This window comes from Nonomuraea sp. NPDC003709, assembly GCF_040610775.1.
Lineage (GTDB): Bacteria > Actinomycetota > Actinomycetes > Streptosporangiales > Streptosporangiaceae > Nonomuraea > Nonomuraea angiospora_A.
Window position 1 is genome coordinate 161,714 of the sequence record NZ_JBEXMW010000012.1, and the last position, 16,797, is coordinate 178,510.

The following is a 16,797-nucleotide window of genomic DNA, read 5'->3' on the forward strand; positions in this document are numbered from 1 at the left end:
CAATATTGGCAACGCCCGCGCTTCGATAGGAAAGTCGATATCGACGCTGGTCAGGCGCGCGCGTGCGCGTGCGAGGCCGTGCGGGGCGTGAAGAGCGCGACCAGCACCAAGGCCACGACGGTCAGCGGCACATTGATCAGGAAGACCCACCGGAAGGACAGGAAATCGGTGATGACGCCGCCGATCACGGGCCCCGCGATCAGGGCCGGGACGGCGAGCGCCACCGGGATCACCAGCGCCGGCCCCCACTCGGTGCCGCGGAAGTGCTCCCGGGCGAGCTCGAAGCCCGCCCGCAGCACGATCGCGGCCGCCAGCCCCTGCCCGGCCCGGCCGCCGATCAGTATGGCGCCGTTCGGGGCGAGCGCGGCCACCGCCGAGGCCAGGCAGAACGCGCCGAGCCCCAGGAGGAGCACGCTGAGCCGGCCCTTCACGGGGATCAACACCCCTAACAGGGCGGCGGGATAAAGGTAGATCAGCCATACGCCGGCGGCCGAGGTGAGGTGGAGGTCTCTGGAGATCGCCTGCTGAGCCACGTACAGCGCGGTCCAGTTCGCGCAGAAAAGTGCCACGCACAAGCTCAGGGCGACCATCATCTGCCATCGTCCAGTCACAGGCTGCACTTTACTCTCACGTACTTGACGGTCACCTGCCGCAACCGCTACGCGAAGTTGCCGTACGACTCCGAAGGGTTACTATTGTGTGGGGCCCCGCAGGGCCTTCCCGCCCCTTCCCCTGACCACGGAGTGCCGCATGGAGCGAACGGTTCTGGCCGCCGTCACCGAACGTCCCGACGCCGACTCGGCACTCGCCGAGCAGCTCCGCCGCGTGTGCGCGGCGATGGACGAGCTCGGGCTCCAGGTGCGCTGGACCCACCGGGCCGAAGATGCCCTGGCGGTGGTCGGGTCCGACGCGTCGCTGTCGGCGGTGCTGGTGGCGTGGGAGGCGCCGGGCGCCGAAGAGCTGCTGGGCGCGGTCTCCAGGCGGTTCCGCGGCCTGCCCGTCTTCCTGATGACGCAGGAGCAGGAGCTTCCGCTGTGGGTGTACGAGGTCATCCAGGGCTACGTCTTCCCGCTGGAGGACACCCCGCGCTTCATCGCCGGGCGCATCGCCTACGCGGCCGAACAGTACGCCGAGAACATCCTGCCGCCGTTCTTCGGCGCGCTGCGGCGCCTTGAGGATCACCATCGCTACTCCTGGCACACCCCGGCGCACGCCGGCGGCGTGGCGTTCCTCAAGTCGCCGGTGGGGCGGGCGTTCTTCGACTTCTACGGGGAGCGGCTGTTGCGCACCGATCTGTCCATCTCCGTCACCGAGCTGGGGTCGCCGCTCGACCACACCGGCCCGATCGGCGAGGCCGAGCGCAACGCCGCCCGCATCTTCGGCGCCGACCGCACGTTCTTCGTGGTCAACGGAAACTCCACCGCCAACCGCATCGTCGGTCACCACGCGATCGCCCGCGACGACACCGTCCTGGTCGACCGCAACTGCCACAAGTCGGTCCAGCACGCGCTGGCCATCAGCGGGGCCCGCCCGGTCTACCTCGTGCCCGAGCGCAACGGGCTCGGGCTGGCGGGCCCGATCCCGCCCGCCGCGCTGGAGGCGGACGCCGTCCGTGCGCTGGTGGCCGCTCACCCCCTGGCCGCCGGAGCGCCGGCGTACGCGGTGATCACCAACTCCACGTACGACGGGGTGTGCTACGACGCGGTGCGGGTCGGCGAGCTGCTGGGCGCCGGCGTGCCACGGCTGCACTTCGACGAGGCGTGGTTCGCCTACGCCCGGTTCAACCCGCTCTACGCCGGCCGGTACGGCATGGCGATCGACGAGCGCACGCTGCCCGGTCCCGGCCGCCCCACCGTGTTCGCCACCCAGTCGACGCACAAGCTGCTGGCCGCGCTGTCGCAGGCGGCGATGCTGCACGTCCGCCCAGCGGAGCGGGCGCCGGTCGACTACGACGCGTTCAACGAGACGTACCTCATGCACGCCTCCACCTCGCCGCTCTACCCGATGATCGCCTCGCTGGACGTCGCGGCGGCGATGATGGACGGCCCGTCGGGGCCGTTCCTCACCGGGGAGGCGATCGTCGAGGCGGTCCGGTTCCGGCAGGCGATGGTGCGGCTGGCCGCGCGCATCCGTGAGGACGGCCGGCGGCCCGACTGGTTCTTCGGCGTCTGGCAGCCCCGTACGGTCACCGACCCGCGCACCGGGCAGAGCGTCTCGTTCGCCGAGGCCGACCCGGCGCTGCTGTGCGCCGAGCCCCGGTGCTGGACCCTGGAGGCGGGGGCGGCGTGGCACGGGTTCGACGGGATGTCCGAGGGCTACGGCCTGCTCGACCCGGTCAAGGTGACGATCACCTGCCCGGGGGCCGACGCCGTCACCGGCACGCTCGACTGGGGCATCCCGGCCCGCATCGTGGCCGCCTACCTGCAGCGGCGCGGCATCGTGGTGGAGAAGACCGGCGACCACACGCTGCTGGTGCTGTTCTCCATGGGGATCACCAAGGGCAAATGGGGCACGCTGATCGACGCGCTCACCGACTTCAAGAACGCCTACGACGACGACCTGCCCCTGGCGGAGGTGCTGCCCGGCTTCGGGCCGCCGGCGGTCTCGCTGCAGAAGTTCTGCACGCTGGTCCACGAGAAGCTGCGTGACTCCGAGCTCGGGAAGCTGCTCGACCAGGTCTTCACCACCCTGCCCGAGCCGGTGTCCACCCCCGCCGACTGCTACCAGGCCATGATCCGGGCCCGCACCGAACGCGTCCGGCTGGCCGACCTGCCGGGCCGGGTCGCCGCGGCCACGGTGGTGGTCACCCCGCCCGGCATCCCCATGCTGATGCCCGGCGAGGCGACCGGCCCGGCCGACGGTCCGCTGATGGCCTATCTGCGGGCTCTGGAGGACTTCGACCGGGCCTTCCCCGACCTGGCCACCGAGATCCACGGCGCTCACCGCGACAGCGACGGCCGCTACCGGGTGGAGGTCGTCAAGGCCTGAGCCCGGCTCGCCGCCCTGGCCCGCTTCATGCCGGTCGCCGTACCCCCGAGCCGGCCGCGACCTTCGACGTGCTCGCCGCGCGGGCCGGTGGGTGGCTTGGTCTCGGATGGGCGGGCTGGGCCGGGAAGTGGATGGCCCGGCTCGGGTCTGGAGGGCCCAGGCTCGGGTCTGGAGGCTCCGGCTCGGGTTACCGCTCTTCGTAGGTGATCTGGTGCTTGGCGGCGATGAGGTTGAGCTTCTTGGCGTCGAACCGTCCGTCAGTGGTGGTGGCGTCCGGTCCGGCCTCGGCGGCGTCCTCGAGGTAGCACTCCCATCCGCCCGGCGTGGAGATCTGGATCACCCGCGGAGGCGGGGTGGATCCCCTGCGCAGGGCGTGCGGGACGCCGTGCGGCAACAGCACGAACCCGCCCGCCGCCACGTGCTCGACCCGGTCGTCGAACTCGACCTCCAGCACGCCGTCCAGCACGTAGACGCATTCGTCGGCCACGTGGTGGACGTGCCGGGGGATGTCGCGGGCCAGGGTCACCTCCAGGAGGGAGAGCCTGCCCTCGGTGTCCTCCGTCCTGGCCTTGAGGCCGAACACGGGCGGCATGGGGACCCGGCTCGGCCGCACCTCGCCGGGGTTGAGCAGGATGAAACGATCCTTCGACATGATGGCGGCCCTTTCGGACGTGGCATAATGGAATGCGGAATCCTGATTCCGTAATTGAGTCTAGACAGAGGATCGCCAGGCATGTCAACTCCGCCAACCCGCCGCAAGCCGCGTACCGACGCCGAGCGCAACCGTGACCGCGTCCTGGAAGCGGCCCGCGCGCTGTTCGCCGAGCATGGCTATGACGTGCAGATGTCGGAGGTCGCCCGCGTGGCCGGGGTCGGCGTCGGCACCCTCTACCGCAAGTTCCCGACCCGTGAGGCCCTGATCGAGGCCGTCGCCGCGCACCGCTCCGCCGAGATGGTCGCCTTCGCGCGGGAGCGATGCCTGGCCGAGGGCGACCCGTCCCAGGCGCTGGCCCGATTCCTGGGGCACGTCGGCGAGGTGCTGGCGGGCGATCGCGGCATGTCGGAGGTGATCGAGCAGGCCATGGGCTCGACCGAGCCGCAAGGAGAGCCGCGCGCGAAACTCCACGCCGTCGTCGGGGAGCTGATCGATGCGGCGCGAGCCGGCGGCACGGTCCGGGCGGACGTGACGGCGGCGGACGTCAACATGATCGTGTGCGGGCTGGCGGCCGTCATCCGGCACTCCGCCGGTGACCGGCGGAGGTTCACCGAGATCGCGCTCAACGGCCTCCGGTCGTGAGCGGTGTGCCGGCGCGACACCGCATACGCGCTGTTATTGGTGGTGGGGTGTGAGCAGGGCCTCTGCCACCGACAAGGGAGACCTCACATGCCCTCGGCTTCCGCGCGGAGTCGGCCCACCGGACCGGCTGCGTACGGTGAAACAGCTCCGCTCCACCTCCCCGGGGGAAGGTGAAGCGGAGGCGTGAGGTCAGCCGGAGGTGCGGCAGGTGGCACCCTGGCAGGAGCTCAGTTCGGCCATGCGCTTGTTCAGGCGGGCCACGAGGCCGGCGTGCCGCTCGCGGCCTTTCGCCGTGGCCAGCAGGTTGTGCAGCTCGTACGGGTCCGTGGCCAGGTCGTAGAGCTCGTATTCACGCTTGGCCGCGGAACGTTCCAAGTCGTACCGCGGGGTGTAGACGTAGCGCTCGGTGCGGAGCGAGCTCCAGGACGGTACGTCGATCAGGTAGACCTCCTTGGTGTCGCCCGGCGTGTACTCCTGGAAGATCCCGTCCCGGCCGGTGACGCCGTCGCCGGCGTACTGGCCGAAGAAGTCGGTGCGCCGGCCGCCGGGGGTGCGGCCGCCGAACAGCGGGACGAGCGGGGCCCCGGCCAGGTCGAGGATGGTGGGCTCGTAGTCGATGGAGGTGGCCATCGCGGTGGTGGCGCCGCGCTTGACGCGGGGGCCGGACACGACCAGCGGCACCCGGGTGGACTCCTCGTACGGCGCCATCTTCTGGACCAGCCGGTGGGCGCCCAGGTTGTAGCCGTTGTCGCTGGCGAAGATCAGGTACGTGTTGTCGTACTCGCCGGTCTGACGATGCCGGCCACCATGTCGTCCAGCGCGGGGCCTGGCCCGCCAGGCGTTCGACATCCTGAACGACGCCCCGCGCGAGCGCTGACCGCGCGCCGAATCGCCGGCCAGTCAGGCGTCGGCGGAGCCGGACTCGGCGAGCAGCTCTCCGGCCAGCTCGTGTGCCGGCTGGTGACCGCTCGCCAGCGCCTGTGTCCACGCGGCGCGCGCACCGACCTCGTCCCCCTCCGCACGGCGGAGGATTCCCAGGTAGACGAGGGCGAGCGGGGCAACCCGCGGATGGCCCACCGCGGCGATCTGCTCCAGGCGCCGTAACGACCTCGCCGCCCGATGCGCCAGTCGCGTGTGTTCGCCCGCGCCGGCGTAGTCGTTCAGCATGAACTCGAAGGCTGCCACCAGCCAGGGATCGCCGTGCTCGTCGCTGAAGTCCGCGGCCCGCTCCACCGCCTCATAGGCCTGCCGGCGGGATTCCCCATTCAGCAGGACTCCGAGGTTGAGGGCCGCGGCCGTGGCGAGTTCCGGGTCGCCGGCATTCATCGCGCGGCGGTAGGCGTCGGCGGCCGCCTGGGAATCGTGACCGGCGAGCAGGTCACCCATCGCGATCATCGCCTTGATCGCCTGCCGGGGATGGCCGTGGTCGATGGTGTGCTCGAACGCCTCCTGAGCCTGCGCCACCTCACCCCACCATTCCAGCCAATAGCCCAGGTGACGACTGGCTCTACCGCCGTACCAAGGGTGGCCGGAGTCTCGGGCGAGCTTGAGCCACTTGACCGACTCCTCTCGTTCGTCCAGCTTGGCCAGCAGGATGCCCAACCGCATTTGGGCCTGTGCGGCGGCCTCTGGCCAACCCGAGTCCACGGCACGCCGGTATTCGCGGCGTGCCGCCGCGTAGGAGCCTTCGCCCGCGTCGGCTCTGGTCTCGAGGACCAGCCCGAGTGTGGTCCGCGCCACCGCTCCCAGTTGGCCTCCGTCCTTGTCCGCGACCAGGCGTACCGCTTGCTCGGCGGCGTCCAGCATGCCGTAGTCGTAGGCGGTGCTGCCCACGTCCAACAATGCGGGGAGGTCCGAGCCGTCGAGAAAGCCGATCAGGGCATCCCACACCTCCTTGCGCGGATCCTCCTGCATGGCGTCCATCAGGTAGTCGAAGGTCCGGTAGAGGCCGTCTCCCTGCGGGATGAGCATGCTGGTGGTGGCGTAGGGGCGATGCACGGCCCACGCCACGGCCTCCTCCCATGACTCCGACCGTGATATCGCGTGGTAGGGAGTGTCGCGCAGGTAATGATCATGGAGCGGGCGCAGGAAGTCGAGTGTCACGCCCGAGGTGTAGCCGGCGCGTCGAACGTCCACGGCCGCGGCCACCAACGCCCAGCCGCGTAAATGGGCGCTGGAGGGAGAGCGCGCGGCGCGCCAGTCCTCCAGCAGCTGGGGACCGGCGGCGAGGTATTCCGCCACTCCGAACTCGTCGGCGTGCGCCAGCGCGTCCGCGACCCTGTCGTCACCCGCGACCGCATTCGCCCTGCCCACTTCGTGTTCGCTCCATTGGAGAGGGAGGGGAACCCACGTGGCACGGCCCAGAAGCTGACGGCCCACCCGACGGTATTCGGTCTCCCGCTCGTCCGGGTCCGTAGCGTCCGCACGCGAACCGAACGCCTCCAGCTCGACAGTGCGGATCGTCGCCAGGATGACGATCTCCCCGCCCTGGAGCAGGTCGTCCACCATGCCCACGGTCAGTTTGGCACCGCCCAGATAGCGCTCGACGTCGTCCAGCCACAACACGCTCGGCCGGTGCCGGCGAGCCAGCTCGACCGCCTGACGCACGTCCTCCGACAGATAGGGCGCGACCACGACATGGCCGTCCAGGCACGCGCGCATCGCCTCGAATGCCGCCCTCGTCTTCCCCGAGGTGGACTCACCGGTGACGAGGACGAATCCGCCCGCCTTCAGCGCCTCCTCGACCTCGCGACTGGCATCCCGCCTGATGAACGGCACCTCGTCCGCCCGGGCGTCCGCACGTCCGAAGCGATGGTCGAGCGCGGCCACCCGTATGAGATCGCGGACTCGGGGCAGCCGGTCACGCGGGCCGACCACGAACCTGTCGCCGAGCCGTCCCCTTTGGGCGCTTCGCCTTCTCGCCCATCCGACCAGCGCGGGAGGCACGACCAACAGGGCGAGCACAGCGGCCAGCCATCCAGCGTACTCCAGCCCTTCCCGCACGATGGCCACGGTGATCGCCGTCAGCAGGACGACGGAACAGCTGACCGCGACCGCCCATGGCCACCATCTAGGCATGGACGATTATGCTCTGCCCGGCCCACGATCCGGAAGGTTCCGCGCCCCGCTGCGGACGAACGGCTCTAGCCGTACGACTTGGCGACGCCGTCGAGCAGGTGCTCAAGCGTGTCGTACGAAGGGATGTCGACCACGTCGATGAGGTCCTTCGGGACGGGCACGTTGTGATCGGCGGCGACCTTGGCGAACCGGGTGGCGTCGCCCGAGCGGAGCCCGTGCTCGGCGGCGAGCCCCTGCAGCTCCGGATCGGTGCTCAGCAGGCGTCCGATCCGGTCGCCCGTCGGGGTGAGCGGCACCAGCGTGTGCTGGGACAGCACGGTCGGCGACGGGTACATCAGCACCATCCCGGGCTTGAGCCGGCCCCGCGCGGCGGCGTCCACGTACTGAGCCTCGTAGATCCAGACCATCGGGGTCGGGCCCATGCCCACCGTCAGGTATTCGTTGAACGGGCCCTCGGAGGTGTTGTCGGTGTAGCCCTGGCTGGTGAAGAGCCGGGTCATCAGGGGCAGCACGCTCTTCTCGGCGGTGGTGCCGTGCACGACCGCGTTGCCGTTCGCGACATAGCTGGCCGTCGCCAGGTACATGGCCGCGGAATTCGACGTGCGCGGGTCCGTCGTGGAGACCAGGACGTTCTTGTCGACGGGATAGGCGGAGTTGCGCGAGAGCTGGGCCCACTTCGTGCCCGACGTGACGAGCCCGAGGTAGCGGTCGACGCTGAAGGTCGGGACGGGCCCCTTCTTCACCACGCCCGCCTTGGTCAGCACGTCCATGATCGGCTGGAACGTCGCGATCGCCATCGGCGAGGAGAACGGCGTGTATTTCGTGCTGACGTGACGCGTGCGCTGGATCGACTCGCCCGCGGGCGCGCTCGACGGGAACGCGAAGTCGTACCGATCGAGGTTGATCGAGGTGGCGATCTGGCGCGAGCCCGCCGACTCGACCTCGACCTTCAGGCCCTGGCCGGCGAGGGCCTGCTGCACGCGCGGATCCTCGAAGAACGCCTTCTTCTCGGAGCCGATCACGCCGCGCACGATCGTGAGCGGGGGAGGTGGCGGGGGGTCGTCCTGGCTGACGTTCACCACCACGACGACGGCGGCGGCCACGACGACCGCCGCCGCGACGAGTGAAAGAAATCCCTTACTGCGAATGAGGGAGGACGACTGCGGGGATGGCCGATCGTTTTCCGGCGAGTGAATTTCCGGTGAATCGGGGACATCGTCGGCCGTCTCCGGAACTTCAATGTCCACGACCTCGTCGGCCCGCGCCTCCGCCGCCAACTCTCCGTGCGCGATGCGTTCCACCAGAATGGGGACGAAATCCCTGATGGGAAAGCCGTCGAAACGCTTACGGGCGGCCTCCATAACGGCTCTGACGTGCTCCGTTGAGTGAGTGCCCGCGTAAACCTGAACCAGGTGGTCGGTGGCCCGGCTTATCGCCTGTTCTTCACGGAGAGTATCGTCGCCCACCAGTGTCCCCTCGACCTCATATATCGCCGCGGACTGCCGCGTCCGCCCGCGCGCGGGGCCAACCTTATAGGGGTTTCGGTCGAGAAGATAACCCGAGTCAATCGGTTATTAAAACGAGGTCGGGAATCGTCTGTTCACCGTTGGAACATTTTTTGTTTAATCGGAATTCATTCGCATTGCTGCCGGGGGAGGTCGGCTGAGGGCTCAGCGCCTGATGGGACGGCCGGGCAGCGCGTCGAGGAGGAGCTCTCCCGACCGCACCACGAACCGGCCGCCGACCAGCACGTGCGCGTAACCGGCCGAAGGCGTGGTGCTGCGGGCGTAGGTGGCCCGGTCCCCGACCGTCTCCGGGTCGAAGACGACCAGGTCGGCGTCGCAGCCCGGCTGGATCCTGCCCTTGCGCCGCATGGCGGGCACGGCGTCCTCCAGCACTCGGGCGGGCAGCAGGCTGCAACGGGCCACCGCCTCCAGCAGCGTGAGGCGGCCCGTCTCCCTGACGTGGCGGCGCAGCACGCGCGAGAAGGTCCCCGCCGTACGGGGATGCGTGACGGCGGACGGCGGCAGCGGCCAGGCCAGCGGCTCGGGCGGCCCGCCCACCCAGGTCAGCGGCATGGCGTCGGAGCCCACGACGGTGCCGGGGCTGAGCAGCGCCCGGTCGACGAAGGCCAGGTCGGCGGGGTCGTCCTCGTCGAAGAAGTGGATGACCGCGAGCCCGCCCGGGTCGGCGGCACGCAGCCGGCGGAGCATGTCGGCGTCGGCGACCCGCTCGCCCGTGGGGACGTAGACGATGGACTCAGGCCCGATGCCGGAGGCGGGCAGCGCCTCGGGGGCGAGGAAGGCGGCGCCGATGCCGGTCATCCCGGCGCCGTAGGGGTACGCCTCGGTGGTCACCCGCGCGCCCTCGGCCCGCACCCGCTCCACCAGCGCCAGCACCCGGTCGAGCTGGCGCAGCGACGTGCTGTTGACGTGGCAGTAGTGCATGTGGGCGCCCGTTTCGACGGCCGCCATGACGATCTCCTCGGCGCCGTCGATCGGCAGGTCAGGAGTCTGCTCGACCAGGTCGCGGGCGTGGGTGTAGGTGGGCGTGCCCGCCTTGGCGGCGAGCCCGGCGACCGCGACGTACTCCTGGGGGTCCACCCTGGGCGCGTACCCGATCAGCAGGCCGATCCCGAGGGCCCCGTCGGCGAGGTCGGCCTCGATCAGCCCGAGCAGCGCCTGGAGCCGCTCCCGGCTCGCCTCCGCCTGCCAGGCCGGGCTGCCGATGGCGCCGAGCGCGGCGGCCAGCCCTCCGCCGTGCGGCATCCCGCCGACCGCGGCCATCCTGGCCATGCCCCAGGAGGCGGAGAAGCCGTAGTTGAGCGGGCGCCCTTCCGCCGCGGCCGTGTCGTACGCCTCCGCCACGGGGCTGATCCCCGCCTCCAGGTCGAGCACGGTGGTGACGCCGTCGAGCGCCTGCAGCCGGTGCCCGGCGACGGTGTGGGAGTGACTGTGCAGGTCGATCCAGCCGGGCGCGATCGCCAGCCCGGAGACGTCGAGGTGCTCGCGGCCGGACAGTGGCCGCGTCGAGACGGCCGAGATCGCGCCGCCGGTCACGCCTACGTGGGCGACGGCGTCGAGGCCGGTCTCCGGGTCGAGGACCCGGGCGCCGCTCAGCACGAGGTCATGGGTGTCCATGGGCGCACCGTACCCGGCCGGGGCGGTGGGGCGGATTGTGCGGGAGCACGAGTTTCGTGCTGGATTTTCGTCCGGTCAGCCCTGCCCGGAGCCGCCTTCGCGTTCGTCGACATCCGCCTCGGGGTCGGATATGCCGGAGATCTGGGGCGTTGTCCTGATTTTCAGCGATTGCTCTCTCGGCGTTGGCCGACAGGTCTGACAATCTCTTTGACCGCGGGTTCGCGGTGCAATCCCCCACGGAGGAAACTCTGATGCGAGTCGTCCCATTGCTCACCGCCGCGGCCGCGGCCTTCGCCACGGCGGTCACGCTCGCCGCACCCGCCGTGGCGCAGGCCGATCACGACCGCCCGATCCAGGTTCGCCGCGACCACTCCGACGTACGGGTCCCGTTCCTCGTGAAGCGGGCCGGCGAGGCGGTCGTCGACCTGAACGCCGCCGCGCCCGGCACGGACTGGGCCGTGAAGGGCGGCGAGTCGGCCGTCGTGTCGGTCTACGTCGACAACCGCTACGCCACCGACCTCGTCGTCTCCGGAGACCAGCGGCTGCCCCGGCAGCTCGCGCTGGGCTCGGTGCGGCCGGGGGCGCACGTGCTGCGGCTGCGCTTCGCCGGTGACCGATCCGCCGGGGGGAGCACGTCCGTCCTGCTCGACCGGGTGAAGGTGACGACGTACGCGCCGGGCAGCGCCGAGTACCTGGCGCTGCGCTACGCCCCGATCGTCTACGGCCGCAACCTCTCCGAGCTCGGCACCCCGTACCAGAACGCGACGACCGACACGCCGCTCATCGCCTGGCACGAGGTCGGCCCCGGGTCGGCGCCGGGCCGGACGAAGCTGACGTACTCGGTCGTGTGGAGCAACGAGGACGGCGGGACCAACACGCCGGCGCTGATGGCGCGCTGGGGCCGGACCACCGACATCGAGTGGGTCTACGCGGTGGAGGTCGACGAGCGCGGCAACCGGGTCGCGGGCAGCGACACCTACCAGGCCGCCAACCACCAGACGCTGCAGTTCGCCGGCACGTACGAGGGCGACCACGCCCAGCTGGAGACCTGCACGAACAACAACAACATGTGCGACAAGGTCACCGACCCGATGCGGTTCTTCCTGTCGGCGCTGCAGACCCGGCCGGCCGCCGAGGCCCGCGAGTACATGATGGACACCAACTCCTGGACCTACCAGATCATGTCCAAGGAGATGATCCGGGAGGGCAAGATCGAGGCCGCCTCCGGCACGACGCCTGCCACGCCGGAGGTCAGCGACCAGCGCAACTACCTGTACGCGGTGCTCAAGAAGACGACCGACCGGCCCAACACCGGCTCGTCCTGGGTCGGCGTCTCGCTCGGCGTACGCCTCAAGAGCGGCGCCACCGTCTACCTGTCGAACCACGTGGAGCCGACCTGGTCCATCCAGCGGGACGACCCGGCCGCGACCACGGTGGAGCTGCCGCCCGGCACGACGGCCGACGACATCCAGGAGATCACCGCCAACCGCGTCGTGGTCGGCACCGACAACGGCGCCGTCGTGCACGTCACCGGTATCAAGCGCGGCTTCTTCCTGGGGCAGGACTACCTGCCGCAGCCGTCCTTCCTCACCTGGAACGGTGACGTCACCGTCGACGCCGGGACCCCCTCCGCGGTGATCTGGCGCCGCTGAGCCCCCGGGGCAGCGGCAGGCGTCCGGCCGGGGCCTCAGCCGGCCGGACGCCTGCCGAGCTCGTCGGACCAGCCCATGTCCTCCAGCGCCACCCGCAGCAGGAGCTTGCCCTTCTCGGCCAGCTCGTACTGCAGCAGCTCCGCCGACTGCTCGTCCACGACCAGCCGCACCGTGAGCTCGCGCGCCGTCGGCGTCGAGAGGGCGACCCCGGTACGCCCCAGCGCGTCCGAGGTCTTGCCCTCCAGCGTCACGGACGGCTGGTCGGCCAGCACGCGGAACAGGGCCGAGCGGGTGCCCGGCTGGAGCGGCGCGGTCATCAGGTCCACGGCGGTCTGCCAGAGGTAGCCGGCCTTGCCGATGTCCGCGCTGTTCGGGCTGCGCTTCCAGAGGTCGTCCAGGCGGCGGCGCAGCGCGTCCTCGCCGGTGGGCAGGTTCGCGAGGTTGCGCAGGTTCAGGCTCGGGTTGTCGATCGACAGGATCCGCTCGGTGGCGTCGTCGTAGGTCTTGGGCTTCTTCTCGGCCAGCTCGGGGGAGCCGGCCGCCCGCCAGTCGGCCTCGTCCTGCGGGGAGCCGAAGGTGACCTCGACGTCCTGGTTGCTCACGCTGCGGCCGGTCTCGCCCGCCTTCATCGGCCGCCAGGTCTCACGGGTGTCGGCGGTGAAGGCCGTGTACGGCAGCTCGGCGACCCCGTTGGTCTTCAGCTCCACGACCTTGCGGTCGAACTCCTTTTTTGCGGCGGCCAGCCGCTCCGGGGCGCCCTTGAGCCCCGCCTCCTTGTCCTTCTGCGCCTTGAGCAGGGCATTGAGCTTGGCCTCGTAGTCGCCCGGCACGTTGTGCACCTTCGCGAACGTGCGCTCCCGGAGGTACCAGTAGCGGCCGGACTCGGCCGGCTCTCGCATCGCCGTCGAGGCCGCCGCGAGCAGGAAGGAGCGGGCGGTCAGCGGCTTGGCCGCGACCGCCGGGCTTGGCGTCTTGGGGGTCGGGGTCCCGCCGGAGGCGACGACCACGGTGGCGGCCGCGAGCCCGGCCGCCGCCGTACTCGCCACCAGCAGGAGCGGCCACCGCGAGCGCCGCTTGACGCGCGGCGTGGCGAAGGCACGGGCCAGGTCGGCCGAGCGGCGCCGCCGGTAGCCGTCCTCGGCCAGCTCGTCCAGCCCGTCGGGCTTGAGCTCGGCGAAGATTCGGTCGGTCATGAGGGGTCCTCCAAGGGTGTGGTCAGGAGTCGAGGCTGCGGGCCGGGCTCGCGCCGCCCAGGCGGAGGGCCAGGGTGAGGCGCTTGCGCGCACGGTGGAGCCGGACGTTGTACGTACGGACCGAGCAGCCCACGACGGAGGCCGCCTGCTCGGGCGGCAGGCCGTACCAGGTGGCGAAGATCATGGCCTCCACGTCGTGCTCCGGCAGGGCCGACAGCGCGGCCAGCGCGGTCTCCCTGTCGATGACGTGCTCGGCCACGTCCCAGGCCACCTGGTCGCGCGGGGTGGTCAGGGCCACGATCCGGTCGACCAGGGCCTGCCGCCGGTGGCGCGAGTCGCGCTGCTTGGCCAGCAGGTTGCGCGCCACTCCGAGCAGCCACGGCAGCGGCGGCTCCGGCAGGTCGTCGAGCCGCCGCCACGCCACCAGGAACGTCTCGCTGGAGACGTCCTCGGCCAGGTCGCGCTCGGCCCGCAGCAGGGCGTAGCCCAGGACGCTGCGGTAGTGCCGGTCGTAGAGGTCTGTGAATCGTTCCTCGGGATCATCCACACCCAGTAGTCCCTCCGGACGCCTCTGGATTACCGACGACGCACCGAATTATTCGTCAGGCTCACCGGCACGAGAGGCGGACCGGGCCGGCCGCCGTGGACTGCGCGCCTGCCGGGTCCGCGATCTCCACCGTGACCAGGCCGTCCGAGGTGTCGACGGGGACCCAGGTGCCTTGGTGGGTGTGCTGGTCGAGGGTGAATTCGGCGACGGTGCGAGCGTCGTCGCCGAAGCCGTCCTTGACCGTGTACCGGACCTGCCGGGTGGGGAGGGGAGGGCTGCCCACGGAGACGTCCACGAAGCATTGGTGCCGGCCGCGCAGGCCGGTGGTGAACCGCCATTGGAAGGTGTTCCCGCAGCCCGTGCCCGGTGTGCCGCGGATGTCGTCGCGCGGGCAGCTGGGGGCGGCGACCGCCGTGAAGGCGAGGTCGGGCCCGGTCGCCGCCATGAGGTTCTTGGGGAGCGTGCCGGCCGTGACCAGGGCGATCAGCCCGAGCGCCACCAGGGCCAGCCAGAGCAGCGCCGAGCGGCGGCGCGGACGGGCCGGCGGCGGCGACGTCGTGGTGTCCAGCCTCGCTTTGATCGCGTACCAGGTACGGGTCCATTCGTCCTGATCGCCGCCGCACGCGCCGACGTACGCCTGCGTGACCGCCAGGCTCGGCAGCCGGTCGCCCGCCGCCGCCGCGGACAGTGCGGAGGCCGAGTAACCCGCTTTGCGCTCCATCGCCCGGTAACTCGGATTGCCCGCCGCCCCCCGGAGGTCGCGCAACCCTTGGGCGAAGTCCTGGAGCGGGCCGGGCGGCACCGGCCGCTCCCGCCGCCCAGGTGTCGTGGTGCCGTCGTGTGTCATCGTGCCCCCTGCCGTGAAGTGTCGCCCCCTATTCGTGGGCACACGGCCGGCGGACTGCACGTACGGCGAAGCGCCTGGCGGGGGCGCGTCCGCTCCCCGCCAGGCGTCCGGCTTCCTACCCTCTGCCCTTGCCCCGCAGGCAGGTCAGGACGATGCCTTCGTTCATCGTGTAGGTGTTCTTCGTGTTCCCCGCCTCGGTCCGGTGGCTCGCCATGGCGCCGGTGAGGTGCGCGAGCTCGTGGAGCAGGATCAGCGTGCGCCACTCGTCGGGGTCGAGCGGCCTGCCGCCGTCATCGTTGTTGTACTGCACCGGCTGCGGCTTCGACTGGTGCCACTCCTGGTAGAGGTAGATCGTTCCGGCCGAGCCGCGGCCCGTCGTCGACTCCGCGTACGGCAGGCGCCCGTCCGGCGCGGGCGTGCCGTGCTTGGAGTACAGGTCGAACAGCCTGGGCGCCTTCCAGATCGCCCGCAGGATCGACAGGGCGCTCTCGCCGCCGGGGCTGTCCAGACCGGTGACGAAGCTGTTGCAGCGGGGGCGGCGCTCCAGCAGGTACAGCGCGGTGTCCACGGCCAGGTGAAACTCCTTGTCGGCCGTCGCGGGGTCGGGCGGCCTCAGGGGGGTCGGTCCGGGGGAGGGCCGCTGGCTCTCTTCCTCCTCCTCGATCACGGGCTCGTCCTCCGTGCCATCGTCATAGAGGTCCTCGTACCAGCTGGGCTCCTCCGGGTCCGACCACAGGTCGATGACGTCGGCGCGGGCCGGGCCGGTCGCCACGGCTCCGCTTCCGGTGATCACCGCGAGCGCGGCGAGGACGGGCAGCAGGCGGCGCGGGCTTTTGAGTCTCATCGTCAGCCCACCTTGACCTTGCCGAGGATGTCGACGACCGGCTCGCCGCACGTGTTCACGTACCGGACGATCACGATGTACCGGACGCCCCTGGTCAGGAAGGAGGCGGCGTACCTGGTGCGGTCCTCCAGGACGGTGTTCCTGGCGACCGTGGGCTGCCGGTTGAGGAGCTCGTCGCCCGACTCGGACAGGAAGGCGTACTCGGCCGTGCTGCTCTTCGCGAGCTTGTCGCCGAAGGGTGCCAGATAGGTGTTGCCGCCGAGGACGAGTGTTTTGCCGAGGTTGTCGCCGCCGATGTAGAACCTCGGGGTGAACTTGCCCGTGCGGGCCGTCGTCCCGTACAGGCGGACGTAGGCGGGGACGCGGCAGGTCTGCCGCTGCAGGCTCGGCCGCAACCGCATGACCTGCCGCCCGTACGAGCCCTGCCGTCCGTATGAACCGTCCTGGCCGTACGAGCCCTCCTGGCCGTACGAGCCCTCCTGGCCGTACGAGCCCTCCTGGCCGTACGAGCCTTGGCGGCCGTACGAGTCCTGCCGGGCCTGGGGAGCCTGCTGGGCCGGTTGGCCCGGTGTGCCGCGCTGCGCCGGTGCCGGGGAGCCCTGGGAGGGACGCTGCGGCTGGCCGCTTCCCGGCCGGCCGACGATGTACCGGTCGATGGCGGCGTTCGCGCCACGCTCCAGAACCCGTTCGAGCCAGGCGGGAAGCTTGGAACCCCCGCTGGTCTTCGGGAACGTCTTCGGAGTGGCCGGACCCGGCTGGTCGCCCGTGCCGGTGGGCGTGTCCCCGCCGCTCTCGGGCTCCTCCAAGGACAAGGACGGGCTGTCCTCGCCAGAGCTACGGGCGGGCCCGGATCCGATGTCCCCGATGCCGGGAATGCTCGGGATGCCGGGGAGGCCGGGAATGTTGAGGCCGCCCGAGTCGTCCGACGGCAGGAATCCGGAGCCGGGGTCGAACCCTCCGAACGGGTCGATGTCGGCGCGGGCCGCGCCGGCGGTCAACCCGCTCGTGACGACCGCGCCGCTCACGGCCAGGACGACCGCCGCACGGCGCAGCCTCGAAGGTGATCTCACGTTCGCTCTCCTCTCGCGCTGCTGGACGTCTGCCAGCGATCCCTGACTACGGGGCCCGTCGATGACCAGCCAGACGGTGACGTTGTCCATTGGCCCGGGCCGTTGATCAGGGACGCCGGTCATCTCCGGCAGTCGGCGCGG

14 protein-coding genes and 1 pseudogene are annotated in these 16,797 nt (G+C 70.9%); 3 read left to right on the plus strand and 12 right to left on the minus strand.

Annotation, left to right across the window (positions count from 1 at the left end):
* Positions 1-50: 50 nt before the first annotated feature.
* Positions 51-611 (minus strand): MFS transporter, encoded by a 561-nt coding sequence (locus ABZX61_RS33225; RefSeq protein ID WP_355200079.1) that lies wholly within the window; start codon positions 609-611, stop codon positions 51-53.
* A gap of 139 nt (positions 612-750) precedes the next feature.
* Between ABZX61_RS33225 and ABZX61_RS33230 the strand changes: the two genes are divergently transcribed.
* Positions 751-2,988, plus strand: coding sequence for an Orn/Lys/Arg decarboxylase N-terminal domain-containing protein (locus ABZX61_RS33230; RefSeq protein ID WP_355200080.1), 2,238 nt, complete (start codon positions 751-753; stop codon positions 2,986-2,988).
* A gap of 187 nt (positions 2,989-3,175) precedes the next feature.
* On the opposite strand, the gene ABZX61_RS33235 is transcribed toward ABZX61_RS33230, so the two are convergent.
* On the minus strand, positions 3,176-3,640 hold the full coding sequence (locus ABZX61_RS33235) for a cupin domain-containing protein (protein ID WP_350731773.1): 465 nt from the start codon (positions 3,638-3,640) through the stop codon (positions 3,176-3,178).
* An 81-nt stretch (positions 3,641-3,721) separates the two neighbouring features.
* Here ABZX61_RS33235 and ABZX61_RS33240 point away from each other — a divergent pair, with 81 nt between their 5' ends.
* Positions 3,722-4,285, plus strand: a complete 564-nt coding sequence (locus ABZX61_RS33240) for a helix-turn-helix domain-containing protein (RefSeq protein WP_350731771.1) — start codon at positions 3,722-3,724, stop codon at positions 4,283-4,285.
* A 189-nt stretch (positions 4,286-4,474) separates the two neighbouring features.
* Here ABZX61_RS33240 and ABZX61_RS33245 read toward each other — a convergent pair whose 3' ends face one another.
* The 5 genes and pseudogenes from ABZX61_RS33245 to ABZX61_RS33265 all read right to left on the minus strand — a co-directional run bounded on the left by ABZX61_RS33245 (position 4,475) and on the right by ABZX61_RS33265 (position 10,503).
* The gene (locus ABZX61_RS33245) at positions 4,475-5,134 is read right to left on the minus strand and encodes a sulfatase/phosphatase domain-containing protein (protein WP_355200081.1); all 660 of its coding nucleotides are present in this window, start codon (positions 5,132-5,134) and stop codon (positions 4,475-4,477) included.
* 51 nt (positions 5,135-5,185) lie between these two features.
* Complete coding sequence (locus tag ABZX61_RS33250) at positions 5,186-7,363, minus strand: hypothetical protein (protein ID WP_355200082.1); 2,178 nt, start codon at positions 7,361-7,363, stop codon at positions 5,186-5,188.
* A gap of 65 nt (positions 7,364-7,428) precedes the next feature.
* The gene (locus tag ABZX61_RS33255; RefSeq protein WP_355200223.1) at positions 7,429-8,466 is read right to left on the minus strand and encodes a hypothetical protein; all 1,038 of its coding nucleotides are present in this window, start codon (positions 8,464-8,466) and stop codon (positions 7,429-7,431) included.
* A gap of 183 nt (positions 8,467-8,649) precedes the next feature.
* Positions 8,650-8,829, minus strand: a pseudogene (locus tag ABZX61_RS33260) (three-helix bundle dimerization domain-containing protein); the annotation flags it as partial.
* Positions 8,830-9,033: 204 nt separating this feature from the next.
* Positions 9,034-10,503 carry an amidohydrolase family protein gene (locus tag ABZX61_RS33265; protein WP_355200083.1) on the minus strand — a complete coding sequence of 490 codons (1,470 nt, stop codon included), beginning with the start codon at positions 10,501-10,503 and terminating at the stop codon, positions 9,034-9,036.
* A 251-nt stretch (positions 10,504-10,754) separates the two neighbouring features.
* On the opposite strand from ABZX61_RS33265, the gene ABZX61_RS33270 reads away from it, so the two are divergent.
* The gene (locus tag ABZX61_RS33270) at positions 10,755-12,155 is read left to right on the plus strand and encodes a hypothetical protein (protein ID WP_355200084.1); all 1,401 of its coding nucleotides are present in this window, start codon (positions 10,755-10,757) and stop codon (positions 12,153-12,155) included.
* A gap of 35 nt (positions 12,156-12,190) precedes the next feature.
* Here ABZX61_RS33270 and ABZX61_RS33275 read toward each other — a convergent pair whose 3' ends face one another.
* From ABZX61_RS33275 to ABZX61_RS33295, 5 genes are all read right to left on the minus strand, one after another.
* Complete coding sequence (locus ABZX61_RS33275) at positions 12,191-13,348, minus strand: CU044_5270 family protein (RefSeq protein ID WP_355200085.1); 1,158 nt, start codon at positions 13,346-13,348, stop codon at positions 12,191-12,193.
* A gap of 22 nt (positions 13,349-13,370) precedes the next feature.
* Positions 13,371-13,895, minus strand: coding sequence for a sigma-70 family RNA polymerase sigma factor (locus tag ABZX61_RS33280; protein WP_350731760.1), 525 nt, complete (start codon positions 13,893-13,895; stop codon positions 13,371-13,373).
* 61 nt (positions 13,896-13,956) lie between these two features.
* Entirely contained in the window at positions 13,957-14,742 is a 786-nt protein-coding gene (locus ABZX61_RS33285) for a helix-turn-helix domain-containing protein (protein ID WP_355200086.1), read from the minus strand.
* 115 nt (positions 14,743-14,857) lie between these two features.
* The gene (locus tag ABZX61_RS33290; RefSeq protein WP_355200087.1) at positions 14,858-15,586 is read right to left on the minus strand and encodes a hypothetical protein; all 729 of its coding nucleotides are present in this window, start codon (positions 15,584-15,586) and stop codon (positions 14,858-14,860) included.
* Between the two features lie 2 nt (positions 15,587-15,588).
* Entirely contained in the window at positions 15,589-16,656 is a 1,068-nt protein-coding gene (locus tag ABZX61_RS33295; RefSeq protein ID WP_355200088.1) for a hypothetical protein, read from the minus strand.
* Positions 16,657-16,797: the final 141 nt, after the last annotated feature.

Excerpts from the sequence above, each read along its gene's own strand:
- ABZX61_RS33245 (WP_355200081.1), bottom strand. The coding sequence starts at position 5,134 with ATGTCGAACGCCTGGCGGGCCAGGCCCCGCGCTGGACGACATGGTGGC.
- ABZX61_RS33290 (WP_355200087.1), bottom strand. The coding sequence starts at position 15,586 with ATGAGACTCAAAAGCCCGCGCCGCCTGCTGCCCGTCCTCGCCGCGCTC.
- ABZX61_RS33250 (WP_355200082.1), bottom strand. The coding sequence starts at position 7,363 with ATGCCTAGATGGTGGCCATGGGCGGTCGCGGTCAGCTGTTCCGTCGTC.
- ABZX61_RS33235 (WP_350731773.1), bottom strand. The coding sequence starts at position 3,640 with ATGTCGAAGGATCGTTTCATCCTGCTCAACCCCGGCGAGGTGCGGCCG.
- ABZX61_RS33230 (WP_355200080.1), top strand. The coding sequence starts at position 751 with ATGGAGCGAACGGTTCTGGCCGCCGTCACCGAACGTCCCGACGCCGAC.
- ABZX61_RS33275 (WP_355200085.1), bottom strand. The coding sequence starts at position 13,348 with ATGACCGACCGAATCTTCGCCGAGCTCAAGCCCGACGGGCTGGACGAG.
- ABZX61_RS33270 (WP_355200084.1), top strand. The coding sequence starts at position 10,755 with ATGCGAGTCGTCCCATTGCTCACCGCCGCGGCCGCGGCCTTCGCCACG.
- ABZX61_RS33265 (WP_355200083.1), bottom strand. The coding sequence starts at position 10,503 with ATGGACACCCATGACCTCGTGCTGAGCGGCGCCCGGGTCCTCGACCCG.
- ABZX61_RS33240 (WP_350731771.1), top strand. The coding sequence starts at position 3,722 with ATGTCAACTCCGCCAACCCGCCGCAAGCCGCGTACCGACGCCGAGCGC.
- ABZX61_RS33285 (WP_355200086.1), bottom strand. The coding sequence starts at position 14,742 with ATGACACACGACGGCACCACGACACCTGGGCGGCGGGAGCGGCCGGTG.